The 14,827-nt window shown below is 68.8% G+C and carries 13 protein-coding genes; 4 read left to right on the top strand and 9 right to left on the bottom strand.

All coding sequences use genetic code 11. From position 1 onward, the window contains the following. Positions 1–2 precede the first annotated feature (2 nt). Genes C3E87_RS10470 through aat form a run of 4 tightly spaced genes read right to left on the bottom strand, consistent with a single transcriptional unit; the run spans position 3 to position 3,628 of the window. Positions 3–812 carry a DUF1206 domain-containing protein gene (locus C3E87_RS10470; RefSeq protein ID WP_083665572.1) on the bottom strand — a complete coding sequence of 270 codons (810 nt, stop codon included), beginning with the start codon at positions 810–812 and terminating at the stop codon, positions 3–5. A gap of 21 nt (positions 813–833) precedes the next feature. Continuing rightward, positions 834–2,018: an alpha-amylase family glycosyl hydrolase gene (locus C3E87_RS10465; RefSeq protein WP_076062471.1), complete on the bottom strand. Its 1,185-nt coding sequence runs from the start codon at positions 2,016–2,018 to the stop codon at positions 834–836. Positions 2,019–2,025: 7 nt separating this feature from the next. Next, complete coding sequence (locus tag C3E87_RS10460; RefSeq protein ID WP_076062469.1) at positions 2,026–2,889, bottom strand: Fpg/Nei family DNA glycosylase; 864 nt, start codon at positions 2,887–2,889, stop codon at positions 2,026–2,028. Next, a complete protein-coding gene (gene aat / locus C3E87_RS10455; protein WP_076062466.1) occupies positions 2,882–3,628 on the bottom strand; it encodes a leucyl/phenylalanyl-tRNA--protein transferase in 747 nt (248 codons plus the stop codon). The genes C3E87_RS10460 and aat overlap by 8 nt, the downstream gene beginning before the upstream one ends. Positions 3,629–3,760: 132 nt before the next feature. Between aat and C3E87_RS10450 the strand changes: the two genes are divergently transcribed. Continuing rightward, positions 3,761–4,441 carry an EcsC family protein gene (locus tag C3E87_RS10450; protein ID WP_083665571.1) on the top strand — a complete coding sequence of 227 codons (681 nt, stop codon included), beginning with the start codon at positions 3,761–3,763 and terminating at the stop codon, positions 4,439–4,441. Here C3E87_RS10450 and alr read toward each other — a convergent pair. Further along, positions 4,438–5,559, bottom strand: a complete 1,122-nt coding sequence (gene alr / locus C3E87_RS10445; protein WP_076062464.1) for an alanine racemase — start codon at positions 5,557–5,559, stop codon at positions 4,438–4,440. The genes C3E87_RS10450 and alr overlap by 4 nt on opposite strands. A gap of 91 nt (positions 5,560–5,650) precedes the next feature. Here alr and C3E87_RS10440 point away from each other — a divergent pair, with 91 nt between their 5' ends. Then, positions 5,651–6,442 carry a DUF4282 domain-containing protein gene (locus tag C3E87_RS10440; RefSeq protein ID WP_076062461.1) on the top strand — a complete coding sequence of 264 codons (792 nt, stop codon included), beginning with the start codon at positions 5,651–5,653 and terminating at the stop codon, positions 6,440–6,442. Positions 6,443–6,508: 66 nt separating this feature from the next. On the opposite strand, the gene C3E87_RS10435 is transcribed toward C3E87_RS10440, so the two are convergent. Genes C3E87_RS10435 through pdhA form a run of 3 tightly spaced genes read right to left on the bottom strand, consistent with a single transcriptional unit; the run spans position 6,509 to position 10,120 of the window. Continuing rightward, the gene (locus C3E87_RS10435; protein WP_198928286.1) at positions 6,509–8,038 is read right to left on the bottom strand and encodes a dihydrolipoamide acetyltransferase family protein; all 1,530 of its coding nucleotides are present in this window, start codon (positions 8,036–8,038) and stop codon (positions 6,509–6,511) included. 16 nt (positions 8,039–8,054) lie between these two features. Then, entirely contained in the window at positions 8,055–9,032 is a 978-nt protein-coding gene (locus C3E87_RS10430; RefSeq protein WP_076062458.1) for an alpha-ketoacid dehydrogenase subunit beta, read from the bottom strand. Further along, the gene (pdhA, locus tag C3E87_RS10425; RefSeq protein WP_369819269.1) at positions 9,029–10,120 is read right to left on the bottom strand and encodes a pyruvate dehydrogenase (acetyl-transferring) E1 component subunit alpha; all 1,092 of its coding nucleotides are present in this window, start codon (positions 10,118–10,120) and stop codon (positions 9,029–9,031) included. The genes C3E87_RS10430 and pdhA overlap by 4 nt, the downstream gene beginning before the upstream one ends. Before the next feature lie 274 nt (positions 10,121–10,394). Here pdhA and C3E87_RS10420 point away from each other — a divergent pair, with 274 nt between their 5' ends. Further along, positions 10,395–12,866, top strand: a complete 2,472-nt coding sequence (locus C3E87_RS10420) for a bifunctional UDP-sugar hydrolase/5'-nucleotidase (RefSeq protein WP_076062454.1) — start codon at positions 10,395–10,397, stop codon at positions 12,864–12,866. 69 nt (positions 12,867–12,935) lie between these two features. On the opposite strand, the gene argF is transcribed toward C3E87_RS10420, so the two are convergent. Then, entirely contained in the window at positions 12,936–13,925 is a 990-nt protein-coding gene (gene argF, locus C3E87_RS10415) for an ornithine carbamoyltransferase (protein ID WP_076062451.1), read from the bottom strand. A gap of 194 nt (positions 13,926–14,119) precedes the next feature. Between argF and C3E87_RS10410 the strand changes: the two genes are divergently transcribed. Further along, positions 14,120–14,806, top strand: a complete 687-nt coding sequence (locus C3E87_RS10410; protein ID WP_076062449.1) for a response regulator transcription factor — start codon at positions 14,120–14,122, stop codon at positions 14,804–14,806. Positions 14,807–14,827 lie beyond the last annotated feature (21 nt).

Genomic DNA, 14,827 nt, shown 5'->3' with positions numbered 1-14,827 from the left:
GCTCAGCCGCGGCGGCGGGTGTTGGCGAGGGCGCTGGCCCGGGCGAAGCAGAAGATGCCGTAGGCGATGACGCCCACGGCGATGACGATCAGTAGCGCTGAGCCATAGGGCAGTTCCGTGAGTTTCTTCAGCGCCCCGTCGAGCCCGCCCGCCTCATCGGCGTCGCGGCTCAGGACCGCCACCACGAACAGGATGCCCACGACGCCGACCGCCACCCCCTTGGCCAGGTATCCGGTCATCCCGAGCGCGGTGAACACGCGGCGGGTGCGCCCGGTGACGTCCACGTGCTCGAGGAAGGACTTGCGCAGGCCGCTGATGAACATGCCCACGCCGATGGCGAGGATCACCAGGCCGATGACGGCGAGCAGCCAGGAACCCCACGTCGACTGCATCATGGTGGCGCTGAACGAATCGGTGGATTCCTCGCCGTCGGCGCTGCCGCCCGTGGCGTAGACGACGGCGACGCTACCGACCGCGACGTGCGCGATGCCCCGGCCTGCGGCGCGAGCGGCAGGCCAGGGATCGCGCCGGACGGTGGTGGCCGCCTCCGCGAAGGAGTGGAGCGCCAGGGCGAACATGGCGACGCCGGCCACCCACAGCGCGATCGACCCCACCGGAGAGGAGTCGATGGCCCGCATGGCGCCGCTCTGGTCGGCGGACCCGCCGCTCCCGAGCGCGATCCCGACGGCGATCAGGCCGATGATGATGTGCACGATCCCGTTGACGACCTGCCCCACAGAGGCGGCGATCACGGCAGCGGGGTGCCGCTCGACCTCTGCTGCGGTGTCTTCGACCATCTGACGCTTACCCATCTGGTCATGGTAGGGCCACCGCTAGGCGTCGGAGGCGATGTGGAGGTGTTCGCCCTCTCCGGTGATCCGCACCTGTGGTGCCGCGAGGTCGAGGTCGACGGTGAGCGCGCGACCCCCGTCGTACACGCGGTAGGTGAGGTGCTCGTTGGACTTGTCCAGCACCTCGACGGAGGCGGTGGCCAGCCACGGATGCCTGCGGCGCAGCGCCACGGCCGCGCGGTAGTGGTGCCAGACGTGGGCGCCCAGGCTGGAGAGCCCGGCGGGGGTCTCCGGCAGTGGCGGGCGGATCTCATCGTCGCCGTGCCAGGTCTCGGTCTTGGTGCCCGTGAAACCCTGCTCGTCGCCGTAGTAGATGCTGGGCGCGCCGGGGAGCGTCATCAGCAGGTAGGGCACCACCGTCGTGGCCCTCGGCACCCGGGTGGCGATGCGGGTGACGTCGTGGTTGCCGAGGAAGGTGTTGGGGAGGAAGCGCTCGGCGAAGACCGCGTGCCGTTCGATGGCGTGCGCCAACTCCCACCCGTTCACATCCGTGAGGGAGCTCCAGATCCCCTTCCACAGCTCGTACTGCGTGAGCGTGGTGAGGGTGGACTCCCCGATGAAGCCGAGGTAGTCGCCGTGGATGACCTCGCCGATGAAGACGGCGTCCGGGAACTCCGCGCGGACCCGTTCGCCGGCCGCGCGCCAGAACGACGTGGGCACCGCATAGGCGACATCCAGTCGCCAGCCCGCAATGCCACGCCGCAGCCAGTGCAGCATGATGTCGACGACGAGGTCGAGCACTTCCGGGTTGCCGTGGTCCAGTTCGACGAGGGCGTCATGCCCCTCCCACCCCTTCGGCCGGTCGCCCTCCCACCTGACCAGTTCAGGGCGTTCGCCGACGAGGCGGTGCTCCCTGGCCACATGGTTGAACACGCCGTCGAGGATGATGTGCATCCCCCGGGCGCGGGACTGCTCGACGAGGTGGTCGAAGTCGGTGTCGTCGCCCAGCCGGGCGTCGATCCGGTAGTGGTCCAGCGTGTCGTAGCCGTGCGACACGGAATGGAAGACCGGCCCGAGCAGCAGCCCGTTGCAGCCGAGTTCGACGGCGTAGTCCAGCCACGCGTCAAGCTTGCGGAGCCTGGGCGAGGGCGCCCCGTGCTCCGTGCGGATGGGGGCGCCGGTGGCGCCCAGGGGATAGACGTGCCACCAGATGGCGTGTTCGAGCATTCGGCTCCTACTTCAGCAGCCGCGACAGGCGTCGATCGGCCAGGGGTTTGCCGCCTGTTTGGCAGCCGGGACAGTACTGCAGGGACGAGTCTGCGAAGGAGATCTCCGCGATGGTGCTGCCGCAGACCTCACACGCCTCGCCGGTGCGTCCGTGGACGCGCATGCCGGCGCGTTTGGCGTCCTTGAGTTCGGCGATGGGGGTGCCCACCGCAGAGGCGAGCGCCTCCCGGAGCACCTCGTGGACGTGGGCGAAGAGGTCGTCGGCCTCCTCGGACGAGAGGGAGTTGGCGGCCTTGAACGGGCTCAGTTTCGCGGCGTGCAGGATCTCGTCGGAGTACGCGTTGCCGATTCCGGCCAGCACCTTCTGGTCGCGCAACACCCCCTTCAACTGGGAGCGGCCGGCGCGGGTGAGCACCGCACGGAAGTCCTCGGCCGTGAACTCCGGCGCGAGCGGATCCGGGCCCAGCGCGGCGATACCGGGCACCTCAGCCGGGTCCTCCACCACGTAGATGGCCAGTCCCTTCTGCGTGCCGGCCTCCGTGATGCTGAAGCCGGACCCGTCGTCCACCACCATCCGCAGCGCGAGCCCGGACTTGCCGCGGCGGGCGGGGAGGGTGGGGGCCACGTCGTGCCAGGTGAGCCAGCCGGCGCGGGCCAGGTGGAAGATGAGGTGGACGCCCTGCGCGTCGATGTCGACGAACTTGCCGTGCCGCGTCACCCCGGTGACCTCGAGGCCGGCCAGCGCGTCGAGGCCGATGCGGAAGGTCTTCAGCGCGGAGAAGCTCACGAGGTGGCCCTCGGTGATGATGCGTTCCCGCAGCTTCTCGTCGAGCGCGGTGGCCAGGGCCGCCACCTCTGGTAGTTCAGGCACGACGCTCCCCTCTCAGTTGCAGTGCCGCCCGTGCGCCGTCGTCGAAGGCACGGAGCAGGTCTTCGCCGGCGACAGGGCCCAGGTTGTCCCATTCGAGGCTGGGATAGGCCATGGCGGGTGCGAGCTTGCGCAGGTAGTCGTTGCGGGGGATCTCGTAGGCCCCCAGCGAGCCGAGGTGCTCGGTGAGCCACTGTACGTCGAGGATCCCGACGCCGACGTCGCGCAGCTGGGTGATCAGTCGGATCAGGGCCACCTTCGAAGCGTCCCGGCCCCGCACGGGGTCGTGGAACATCGACTCACCCGCGAACATCGCGCCCACGTGCACGCCGTAGAGGCCGCCGACGAGGGCGCCGTCGTCGGTCCACACCTCGACGGTATGCACCCACCCGGCGTCGAACAGTTCGCGGTAGGCGGTGCTGATCCGGCTGTCGATCCAGCCGTGCGGCCGCGACGGGTCCGCGCACCGGGCGAGCACCGCGTCGGGATCCGAATCCACCGTGGTGACGTACCGCTTGGCGTTCTTCCGCAGGGAGCGCGTGACGTGCAGGCCCTCCACCGGCAGGATGCCGCGGCGCATCGGCGACCACCAGCCCATTTCCTCGTCGCCGGTGCCCAACGGCATGGGGAAGACGCCGCAGCGGTAGGCCTCCAGCGCCAGGGCAGCACTGAACTCCTCGGACCAGCCGATGAGATCCTGGCTCGGCCACTCATCTGGCCGGCCGAACGTGACGCCCAACATCACTCCAGTCTTGCAGGTGCCGGTCCAGATTGCGCCCCCTCCGGTGCACCCCCGGTTCGTCCCTGGTTCGTCCGGCGGGCTCTCGACTCGGCTTGGCACGCATGGCAAGCTGAATGCCCTAAGGAGGCCTCCATGATGCAACCAAGCGATGCCGTGGCCGTGGCTGAGGGCCTGACCGCCGATGTCTTCCATCAACTGCTCGACCTCGCCATCCGGGGCAAGGGCAAACTGCCCGGCGCCAAGCACTCCGCCAAGCAGACCCTCCTGCGGCAGGGCGACTCCGAGGCGGCGATCCGCAGCCTCGTCAACACCCATATCGCCATGGCCGGCGGCCAGGGGTTCGCCACCAACTGGGGCGGCTTCTTCGTGTCGCTGGTGACGATCCCGGCCAACATCGCGGCGGCCTCGTTCCTGCAGGCGCGCCTCGTGGCGGCCATCGCGCACCTGCGCGGCTACGAACTCGACGACCCCCGGGTGCGCACCGCCATCCTGATGGTCATGCTGGGCCCCGGCGGGAACGCAGACCTGCTGGAGAAGGGCATCATCCCGTCCTCCCCCGCCACGGTGGCCACCGCCCCCGTCTTCGACGCGAAACTCGACAACCAGATCTCCAAGGCCCTCCTCGACCGTGCGATGAACCAGATGACCGGCAAGCGCCTGGGCGTCTGGGTGGGCAAGCGCATCCCGCTCGTGGGAGGTGGCGTCGGTGCCGCCGTCGACGGGTGGTCCACCCGCACGATCGCGATGCACGCCCTCACCGAACTCCCCAGCCGGCGCCGGAAGCTCAGCGGCGGCATCGTCGAAACGGGTTAGCCGAAGTACTGCCTGGGCACGCGCGCCGCGATCAGGCACGTCACCTCGTAGGTGATGGTGTCCATGAGTTCGGCGACCTCCTCGACGCCCAGCCGCTCGGTGCGGCTGGTGCCCATGAGCACGACCTCGTCGCCGACGCGCACGCGGGGATCCTCTGGGCCGAGGTCGAGCATCGTCTGATCCATGCACACCCGCCCGACGACCGGGTAGGAACGACCGTCGATGAGCATCCGTCCGCGGGAGGACAAGAGGCGCGAGTAGCCGTCTCCGTACCCGACGGCGACGGTGGCGATCCACGTGTCGCGCGGCGCCGTCCACGTGCGGCCGTACCCCACCGATTCCCCGGCAGCGACACGCTTGATGAAGTTCACCCGGGAGACCCAGGTGCCCACGTCGCGCAGCGCGCGGCTGGGCGGAGTCTGGGCGTCCGGGTACGAGCCGTAGATCATGATGCCGGGCCGCACCATCGTCGTGCGGCCGAGGTCGTGCCCGAGCACCGCGCCGGAGTTCGCCGCGTGCACCCACTCGACGAGACCCACCGCCCCCTCGATCTGGGCGACCACCTCGTCGAAGAGGGCCAGTTCTGAGCGGGTGAAGTCGTCACCCGCGGACACGTCGCTGACGGGCAGGTGCGTGAAGACGCCGCCCAGGTGCAGGCTCCCGGAATCCGCGATGCGGCGCGCCAGCTCGACGGCGTCCCGCGGCTCGGCGCCGACCCTGCGCATGCCTGTGTCGATCTTGAGGTGCACGTCTGCCACCAGCCCGCCGGCCTTGGCGGCCGCGGCCGCCTCGTCGATGCCTTCAACCGTGCCCACGGACAAGGTGACGGCGGCGCGCAGCGCAGCCGGCAGCTCGTCGGCGAAGGTGGGGGTGAACTTCAGGATGGGCAGCGTCACACCGGCCGCCCGGAGCTCCTCGGCCTCCGCCGTCAGGGCCACGCCCAGCCACCCCGCCGAGCCGCGTTCCTGGATGCTGCGCGCCACCGGCACCAGCCCGTGCCCGTAGGCGTTGGCCTTGACCGCGGCGAGGATCGCGCGGTCGCCGCTCAGTTCGCGCACGGTGGCCAGGTTTGCGTGGATCGCGTCGAGGTCGACCCGGAATGTGGTGGGAGACGCCATGGGTCAACTATTGCGCACGCCGGTGACGGCGCGCGCACAGGCACGGGTGACGTCCGCGACGCTGATCCGGGGTCGTGGCAGACTTCATTGCATGTCTAACCAACAGTGGAACACCGGCCAGGGCGGCGACTACCCGCCCCAGAAGCCGGAAGGTGGCGCAGCAGAACAGCCCACCACCCAGCATGACTGGGCGCAGCAGCAGGCTGACTGGACACAGCAGGGCCAGACCTCCGCCACCGAGTGGGGGCAGCCGCAGCAGCCCGCCGCCGGGCAGGACTGGCAGCAGGCCCAGCCGCAGCAGGGCGCGGGAGACTGGCACCAGGCCCAGCCGCAGCCCAGCGCGGGAGACTGGCACCAGACCCAGCCGCAGCAGCAGCCGGTCCAGGACTGGAACCAGCAGGAGTGGAACCAGCAGCAGGGCTGGGACCAGCAGCAGGCCTGGCAGCAGCAGCAGACCCAGCAGCAGAACTGGGACCAGCAGGCCCAGCAGAACTGGGACCAGCAGCAGGGCAACTACCCTGCCGGCACCGGCTACACCGGCCAGTGGCAGGGTGGGCCGGCGCCCGTCCCCGCGGAGAAGAAGCCCAGCCCGTTCGATTTCGGGTTCAAGCGCGCGTCGCTGCCCGGCTCCGCCGGACTGATCTTCCTGGTGGGCACCATCGGCATCGCCGTGTGGTGGCTGTTCCAGCTGATCGAGTCCTTCAGCTACGTCGTGGAGTACCCGCTGGACCTCTTCATCACCCTCTTCGGCACGGCCGGCCTGGCGGTGTTCGGCATCATGATGCTGCGCGCCGTGCTCGAGGTCGGCGTCGCGGCCGCCGGCCTGCTGACCAGGCAGGACACCACGGAAGCCGCCCCGGCGGAGGACACCCCCCTGGTCTGAATACCAGCACAGAGAAGGGGCGGAAGCGTTACGCTTCCGCCCCTTCTGCGTGCCCGCTGCCAGGTGTCAGTAGAGCAGCGCCAGGGCCGGTTCGGCGAGGATCGACGCCACGTCGTGCAGGAACCGCGAGCCCTGCTCACCGTCGATGATCCGGTGGTCGAAGGCGACGGCCAGGGTGGTGACCCACCGCGGCTCCACGCGCTCGTTGTGGCCCTCGCCCACCACCCACGGGCGGCGCTGGATGGCCCCCATGCAGAAGATGGCCGATTCGTTGCCGTTGATGATGGGCGTGCCCGCGTCGATGCCGAAGACGCCGACGTTGGTGATGGTGAAGGTGCCGCGGGCGTAGTCGCCGGGCTGGAGTTTGCCCTCGCGGGAGACCTGCACCAGTTGGTTGATGGCCTGGCACAGCTGCAGCAGGCCCAGCCGCTGCGCACCCTTGATGTTGGGCACCATCAGACCGCGCGGCGTGGCCGCGGCGATGCCGAGGTTCACGTCGGCGTGGTAGACGATCTCGTGGGTGTCGGCGTCCCAGCTCGTGTTGAGGTCCGGGTTGCGGCCCAGCGCCAGGCAGATGGCCTTGGCGTAGACCAACAGCGGCGACACCCTCAGCCCGGCGAACTCGCGCCGCTCCTTGAGCGTCTCGACGAAATCCATCATGCCGGTGACGTCGACGGTGATCCATTCGGTGACGTGCACCTTGGTGCTCACCGAGCGGACCATGTTCTCCGCCGTGACCTTGCGCACGCCCTTGATGGGCACCCGCCGCTCCGAGCGGCCCTGGAACGGGTCGAAGCCGCCCAGCCCCTCCGACGGCCCGAAGCCGCCGCCGTTGGCGGTGTGGGAGTCGCGCGGCGCACCCTGGAAGGTGGCCTGGTCATTGATGATCCGGCCCTGCCTGGGCTGTTCGTCGAGGAAACTGAATGCGGCGGCTGCCTCCACGTCGCGACGCGTCACCGTGCCATCGGGCCCGGTGCCGACGACGCTGCTGAGGTCGACGCCCAGCTCCTTGGCGTACTTGCGCACCGGGGGCTTGGCCTTCGAGTCGCCGGGGTCCGACGCCAGCACCAGAGTGGACTCCGACGGGGCGGTGCCGGGTGTGGGCAACGGATCGCCGGTGGCCTGGGCGTGCACGGCCTCGGCCGGGTGCACCTCGTCGGGGCGACGGCCGGGCTCGTGCTGCCCGTAGGCGGCCGACAGCGCCTCACTGGTCTGATTGACCTCGGAAGGGCTGCTCTGGTGGCGACGACGACGGCGCGTCGACGGAGTGTCGGAGGCGCCGTATCCCACCAGATTGGGGCCGGGCGCCTCGTCGGCATCGTCCTGCGTCGGAGTGGGCGGCGTGGCCTCAGCGGGCGCGCCGTCCTCGATCTCGACGACCGGGGTGCCGACGTCCACCGTCGTACCCTCCGCCACGAGCAACGCGGTGACGGTGCCCGCGTACGGGGACGGCAGTTCCACGAGCGACTTGGCGGTCTCGATCTCGACGAGGACGTCGTTGACCTCGATCACGTCACCGACGGCGACGCGCCAGGCGACGATCTCGGCCTCGAGCAGGCCCTCGCCCGGATCGGGAAGCAGATACTGGCGCAACATGGGTGCTCCTTCAAGCTCAGAATGCGAGGGACTGGTCGACGGCGTCAAGGATGCGGTCCACGGAGGGGAGGAACTCCTCCTCGACCCGCGACGGCGGGTAGGGCGTGTCGTAGCCGGTCACCCGCAGTACGGGCGATTCCATCACGTAGAACAGGTCCTGGTGGAGGCGGGCTGCGATCTCCGCGCCCAGGCCCAAGCTGAGCGGGGCCTCGTGTACCACGATGGCACGCTTGGTGCGACGCACCGACGACATGATCGTCACCCAGTCCACGGGGCTCAGGCTGCGCAGGTCCACCACCTCCAGCGAGGTGCCCTCCTCGGCGGCGACTGCCGCCGCGTCGAGGCAGGTCTTGACCATGGGGCCGTAGCAGAGCAGCGTCGCGTCGGTGCCGTAGCGGGTGATGGACGCCTGGTGCATGGGCTCCGGGCGCGACGCGAAGTTGACGACGCTCTTGGTGTGGTAGCGGCGCTTCGGTTCGAAGAAGACCACCGGGTCGTCTGACTGGATGGCCTGCTGGATCATCCAGTAGGCGTCGTTCGAGTTCGAACAGGTGACCACCTTGAGGCCAGGCGTGTGCGCGAAGTACGCCTCGGGTGACTCCGAGTGGTGCTCGATGGCGCCCACCCCGCCGCCGTAGGGCATCCGGATCACCATCGGCATCCGGGTCTGACCGCCCGTGCGGGCGTGCAGCCTGGCCACCTGGGTGACGATCTGGGCGAACGCGGGGAACACGAAACCCTCGAACTGCATCTCGACGACGGGGCGGTAGCCGCGCATCGCCAGCCCGACGGCAGTGCCGACGATGCCGGATTCGGCGAGCGGGGAGTCGATCACCCGGTTCTCGCCGAACTCTGCCTGCAGGTTCTCCGTGATGCGGAACACGCCGCCGAGCTTGCCGATGTCCTCACCCGCGAGCAGCACCTTGGGGTCTGCCTGAAGGGCGCGTCGGAGGCCCCGGTTGAGGGCCTTCGCCATGGTGAGTGTCTCGGTCATGCGTCCTCCCCGGCGGCGACGTAGTTGTGGTACTCGCGGCGCTGCGCCTCGAGGGCGACGGAGGGCTCCGCGTAGACGTTGGCGAACACGCTGTCCATGGTCACCGACTCGAACGTGGTGATGCTGGCCCGGAGGTCGACGCCGAACTGCCTGGCCTCGTCGTCCATCTGCGCGAACCACTCGTCGTCGATGGCGCCCTCGTTGCGCAGGTGGGTGGTGAGGCGCGAGATGGGGTCGCGGCCCTTCCACTCCTCCTCCTCCGCGCCCGTGCGGTACTTCGTCGGGTCGTCGGAGGTGGTGTGGGCGCCCATGCGGTAGGTGAACGCCTCGATGAAGGTGGGGCCCTCGCCGTTGCGGGCGCGCTCCAGGGCCCAGTCCGTGACGGCCTTCACGGCGAGCACGTCGTTGCCGTCGACCTGCACGCCGGGGAAGCCGAAGCCGCGGGCGCGTTCGTACAGCGGGATCCGGCTCTGCAGCGCGATGGGCTCGGAGATGGCCCACTGGTTGTTCTGGCAGAAGAAGACCACCGGCGCGTTGTAGGACGCGGCGAAGACGTAGGCCTCGTTGACGTCGCCCTGGCTGGAGGCACCGTCGCCGTGGTAGGCGATGACGGCGGCCGGCTCGTCGGCGTCCGGGCCGACCGCGCCGTCGAACTGCAGGCCCATCGCGTAGCCGGTGGCGTGCAGCGTCTGGCAGCCGATGACGATCTGGTAGTTGCGGAACTTCTCGAGGTTGTCCCAGTTACCGTGGTCCGTGCCGCGGAAGAGGCGCAGGAAGTTGGTCATCGGTACGCCGAGCACCATCGCGACGGCGTGCTCGCGGTAGCTGGGGAACACCACGTCGGCGGGGCGCACCGCGTGTGCCGAGCCCACCTGCGCGGCCTCCTGGCCGAGGAGGGGCGGCCACATGCCCAGTTCGCCGTGGCGCTGGAGGGCCGTGGCCTCGGCGTCGAAGCGCCGGGCGAGGATCATGTCGCGGAGGTAGCCGACGAGGTCGTCGATGCTCCCGCTGAATTCGAAGTCGTCATTGTGTACCCGTTGCCCGTCGGGGGTGAGCAACTGCACCATGTCGTGGCTCTGACCGCGCACGCGGCCTCCTTCCGGTCTCAACCTACGTAACCGTAACTTACGCCAGCGTAGCTTAGGCTCCCGTCGCCCCTCCGTTGCCCCCGGCTCCACAGCTTCCCCCTATCTGTTGTGGGAACCTCACAAGCGACGCGCCACGACCCCTTACGGGTGACTTTGTAGTGAAGGGAACGTTAACAATCGGTTACGGGCTTGACCTTCCTGTGACAAGGCTCAAGAGTGACAACTAGCCACCCGGGGGGGGTGGCGGTCTTAATGCCCACAGCATCGGAGAGACATGACCAACACCTTCACACGAGCGACTGCGTCGTTCGCCGCCACCGCGTTGGTGGCGAGCGGGCTCGCATTCGCCACCTCCACACCCGCGAACGCCGCCATCAGCGCGTGCGTCGCGCCCACCGACACCGTCAGCGTGTTCGGGTTCAACGATTTCCACGGCCGTATCGGAGCAGCAGCGAAGCTGTTCACCCCGGTCGAGGAGGCGCGCGCCACCGCCGGCGTTGACAACGTGTTGCTCCTGAGCAGCGGCGACAACATCGGCGCCTCGCTCTTCGAGTCGATGATCGCCGACGACAAGCCCACCCTCGACATCCTCAACGCCATCGGCCTCGACGTGAGCACCGTCGGCAACCACGAGTTCGACAAGGGCTGGGCCGACCTGTCCGGCCGCGTCGCCGCCGGCTCCGACTTCAGCTACCTCGGCGCCAACGTCTACACCGCGGGCACGACCACCGTCGCCGCTCCGTTGAAGGCGTACGAGACCTTCGAGAAGGGCGGCGTCACCATCGCCGTCGTGGGCGCTGTCACCGCAGACACCCCGTCGCTGGTCGACCCGTCCGGCATCACCGGCCTCGAGTTCGGCGATCCGGTCGAGGCCGTCAACCGCGTCACCGCTGAGCTGCTCGACGGCGATGCTGCCAACGGCGAGGCCGACATCGTCATCGCATCCTTCCACGAGGGCGCGGCCAACGGTTCGCTGACCCCAGCTGAGAATGCGGCCAATTCGGAGGCCTTCGACTCCATCTACAACGACGTGGACCCGCGCGTCGCGGCCATCTTCAACGCCCACACCCACCAGCTGTACAACTGGGTGACCACCGGCGGCGTGCCCGTCATCCAGGCCGCCTCCTACGGCAGCCCGATCGCGCAGCTGGACCTCTCCGTCGACTCGAACGCCGATGCCCTGTGCGGCACCACGGTGACCATGGTGACGCCTCCGGCCACCGCCGGAACCACCCCGGCGATCACCGCAATCAACGCGATCGTGACCGCGGCCAACGCGTTCGCTGCGGAAGAGGGCCAGCAGGTCATTGGTTTCGCCGACGAGGCCATCTCGACGCCCACCGGCAACGCCGACAAGCGTGACACCGAGTCCCCCATGAACAACCTCGTGGCGCAGATGTTCTTCGAGGTCCTGGGCGATGCCGATGCCGACAACTTCATCGGCATCCAGAACCCCGGTGGCACGCGCGATTCGTTCAACGCAGGCGACATCACCTACCGCGAGGCCGCTCTGACGCTGCCCTTCGCCAACTCGCTGTTCACCACGCAGATCACCGGCGCGCAGTTCAAGACGGTGCTCGAGCAGCAGTGGCAGCGCAACACGGCCGGCGAGGTCCCGTCACGCCCGTTCCTGCAGCTCGGCCTCTCGGACAACGTGTCCTACACCTATGACGAGTCGCTGCCTGAGGGCGATCGCATCACCTCGATCAGCATCAACGGCCAGGCCATCGACATGGACAAGCTCTACACCGTCGGCGGCGCCTCGTTCCTCATCGCCGGTGGCGACAACTTCCGCGAGCTCGGCGAGGGCATCAATACCGCCGACACCGGCTGGGCCGACCTCGAGGCATGGGTCACCTGGGTGGGCACCCACGAGTCGCTGTCCCCCGACTACTCGAAGCGCGGCGTCTCCGCCAAGCTTCCGGCCACCAACACCCTCGTTGAGGGTGGCGCAGGCCTGACCTTCACCTTCGGCCTGCCGCTCGAGGGTGGCGTCGCGCAGCAGACGCTGGACATGTACCTCGAGGCCCTCGTGAAGGACGGCGTTGCCCTCCCGGTGTCGCCTGATCTGGCCAACACCGAGATCGTCGCCTTCATCGGCGACGTCGAGGTCGGCTCCGGAACCGTCACCGACGGCGTGGCCACCATCACGGTCACGCTCCCCGTCGGCACCGAGGCTCCGGCCGGTGCGCAGGTCCTCACGTTCGTCGTGCTCGACTCCGGGACGATCATCGATTTCCCGGTCACGGTGGAACTGAAGGCGAAGCCTGAACCGACGCCCACACCGACGCCGACTCCCACGCCGACGCCGGCCCCCGAGTTCAAGCGGACCGCCCCGTACACCCTCGCGGGCGAGCACAACCTCAACGGTCGCCTGTGGCGCACCACCTGCGAGCCCTACTCGCAGACCGAGCGTTGCCGCACCGAGATCTGGGCCAGCACCATCAAGATCGTCGACGGCAAGTTCGTCCAGACCAACGGCTGGGCGTTCAACAACCTGACCTACCTGCCGGCCAAGCGCTCGCTGTGGGGCAACAACCCGCTGGCGAACACAGGCTCGTGGACCGCCACCGACGGACGTCAGTGGAAGACTGAGTGCGGCACGGCCGCCACCGGTCGCGACGGTTGCCGCTCGTACGCCATGGCGACCGTCTACAAGGCCGTCGCCGGCGAGAAGAGCGGCTATGTCTTCTCGCAGAGCAACGAATGGGTGTTCAACAACATCGTGATGTTCGCCAAGAACTGATCGGTTGAAACCGGCAAGGGCCGGGCTTCCCCAGTGGAAGCCCGGCCCTTTGCCGTGCCGTGGCGCCGGTCAGCCCGCGAGCGTGGCGACCAGCACCGCCTTGATGGTGTGCATGCGGTTCTCGGCCTGGTCGAAGACGACGCTGGCCGGCGACTCGAACACCTCGTCGGTCACCTCGACACCCGTGAGGCCGAACTGGTTGAAGAGGTCCTGCCCCACCGTCGTGTTGAGGTCGTGGAACGCGGGGAGGCAGTGCATGAACTTCGCGCCGGGCCCGGCCTTGGCCATGAGCTCCGCGTTGATCTGGTAGCCGCGCAGCAGGTCGATGCGCTCGGCCCAGACCTCCTTGGGTTCACCGAGCGAGACCCACACGTCGGTGTAGAGGAAGTCGCAGCCCTCGACGGCGTCCGTGTCGTCGGTGATCGTGATGCGCCCCCCGCTGGCCTCCGCGAGGCGGCGCGCCTCGGCGACCACCCCGTCGTCGTTCTGCTGCTGCGTCGGGGCGATCATCCGCACGTCCATGCCCATGAGGGCGCCGCTGATCAGGAGCGAGTTGCCGACGTTGTTGCGCGCGTCGCCGAGGAAGGCGAACGAGATCTCGTTGAGTGGCCTTCCGGCGTGCTCCAACATGGTGAGCTGGTCGGCGAGCATCTGCGTGGGGTGCCAGTCGTCGGTGAGTCCGTTGTAGACCGGCACGCCGGCGTGCTCCGCCAGGGTCTCGACGACGGCCTGGCCGGAGCCCCGGTACTCGATGCCGTCGTACCATCGGCCCAGGACGCGGGCGGTGTCGGCGGCCGACTCCTTGTGGCCGATCTGGGACCCGGAGGGATCGAGGTAGGTGGTGGTGCCGCCCTGGTCCGCCATCGCCACCTCGAAGGCGCAGCGCGTGCGGGTGGAGGTCTTCTCGAACAGCAGCGCGACCTGCTTGCCCACCAGGCGTTGCTCCTCGCGGCGCTCACGACGGGCGGCCTTCAGCTCGCCGGAGAGCTCCAGGAGGGAGCGCCACTCGTCGGCGGTGAAATCGAGTTCCTTGAGGAAGGAGCGGCCGAGCAGGCTCATGGTGTCGCCTTTCGCTGAGTTCGGAAGCCCACAGAATATGCCCGGCCCATGCCCGGCGCGGACGCCGTCCGGCGATGTCGCCATCGCTGAACGGGCCAGACGACGACCTGGCAGGCGCGCGTCGCCGGTGCGTGGTTGAATCAGAGACGCAGGTAGGATGACATCTCGTCCGGCGAAGATGACAGGGTGGGGCTATGCAGATCTTGGTGGTTGACGACGATCAGGCCGTCCGTGATTCCCTGGCACGTTCCCTGACCTACTCCGGTGATGAGGTGCAGACGGCCGCTGACGGCGTCGAAGCCCTCGCGAGGCTCGTGAACTGGCAGCCAGACGCGATCATCATGGATGTCATGATGCCCCGGCTCGACGGGCTGGAAACCACCCGCATGCTGCGACAGGGCGGCAACGACATCCCCATCCTCATCCTGACGGCGCGCGACGCCGTGGGCGACCGCGTCGACGGCCTGGACGCCGGCGCCGACGACTACATGGTCAAGCCCTTCGCGCTCGACGAGCTCCTCGCCCGCCTCCGGGCGCTCACCCGGCGCTCGAAGCCCGTCACCGAGGCTGAATCAAAGGTCCTGACGTTCCAGGACGTCACGCTCGACACGCAGCACCGGGAGGTGACGCGCGACGGACAGAACATCTCGCTGACGCGCACCGAGTTCGCGCTGCTGCAGGTGTTCATGGAGAACCCCCGCCGGGTGATGGAGCGCAACACGCTGCTCAACGAGGTCTGGGGCTTCGAGTTCCCAACGACGGCGAACTCGCTCGAGGTGTATATCGGCTACCTGCGCCGTAAGACTGAGGCCGGCGGCAGGTCGCGCCTCATTCACACGGTGCGCGGGATCGGTTACGTCCTCCGTGAAACGCCCCCGTGATCTGGAGTTGGTGGATCCGTC

The organism is Tessaracoccus sp. ZS01, from assembly GCF_022342445.1.
In the GTDB taxonomy this organism is placed as follows: domain Bacteria; phylum Actinomycetota; class Actinomycetes; order Propionibacteriales; family Propionibacteriaceae; genus Arachnia.
This window is presented reverse-complemented; position numbering and strand designations above follow the sequence as displayed.

Coding starts and splice junctions, on each gene's coding strand:
- C3E87_RS10420 (WP_076062454.1), top strand. CDS start 10,395: ATGACCAACACCTTCACACGAGCGACTGCGTCGTTCGCCGCCACCGCG.
- C3E87_RS10470 (WP_083665572.1), bottom strand. CDS start 812: ATGGGTAAGCGTCAGATGGTCGAAGACACCGCAGCAGAGGTCGAGCGG.
- C3E87_RS10435 (WP_198928286.1), bottom strand. CDS start 8,038: ATGTTGCGCCAGTATCTGCTTCCCGATCCGGGCGAGGGCCTGCTCGAG.
- C3E87_RS10430 (WP_076062458.1), bottom strand. CDS start 9,032: ATGACCGAGACACTCACCATGGCGAAGGCCCTCAACCGGGGCCTCCGA.
- argF (WP_076062451.1), bottom strand. CDS start 13,925: ATGAGCCTGCTCGGCCGCTCCTTCCTCAAGGAACTCGATTTCACCGCC.
- C3E87_RS10440 (WP_076062461.1), top strand. CDS start 5,651: ATGTCTAACCAACAGTGGAACACCGGCCAGGGCGGCGACTACCCGCCC.
- alr (WP_076062464.1), bottom strand. CDS start 5,559: ATGGCGTCTCCCACCACATTCCGGGTCGACCTCGACGCGATCCACGCA.
- C3E87_RS10410 (WP_076062449.1), top strand. CDS start 14,120: ATGCAGATCTTGGTGGTTGACGACGATCAGGCCGTCCGTGATTCCCTG.
- aat (WP_076062466.1), bottom strand. CDS start 3,628: ATGTTGGGCGTCACGTTCGGCCGGCCAGATGAGTGGCCGAGCCAGGAT.
- C3E87_RS10450 (WP_083665571.1), top strand. CDS start 3,761: ATGATGCAACCAAGCGATGCCGTGGCCGTGGCTGAGGGCCTGACCGCC.
- C3E87_RS10465 (WP_076062471.1), bottom strand. CDS start 2,018: ATGCTCGAACACGCCATCTGGTGGCACGTCTATCCCCTGGGCGCCACC.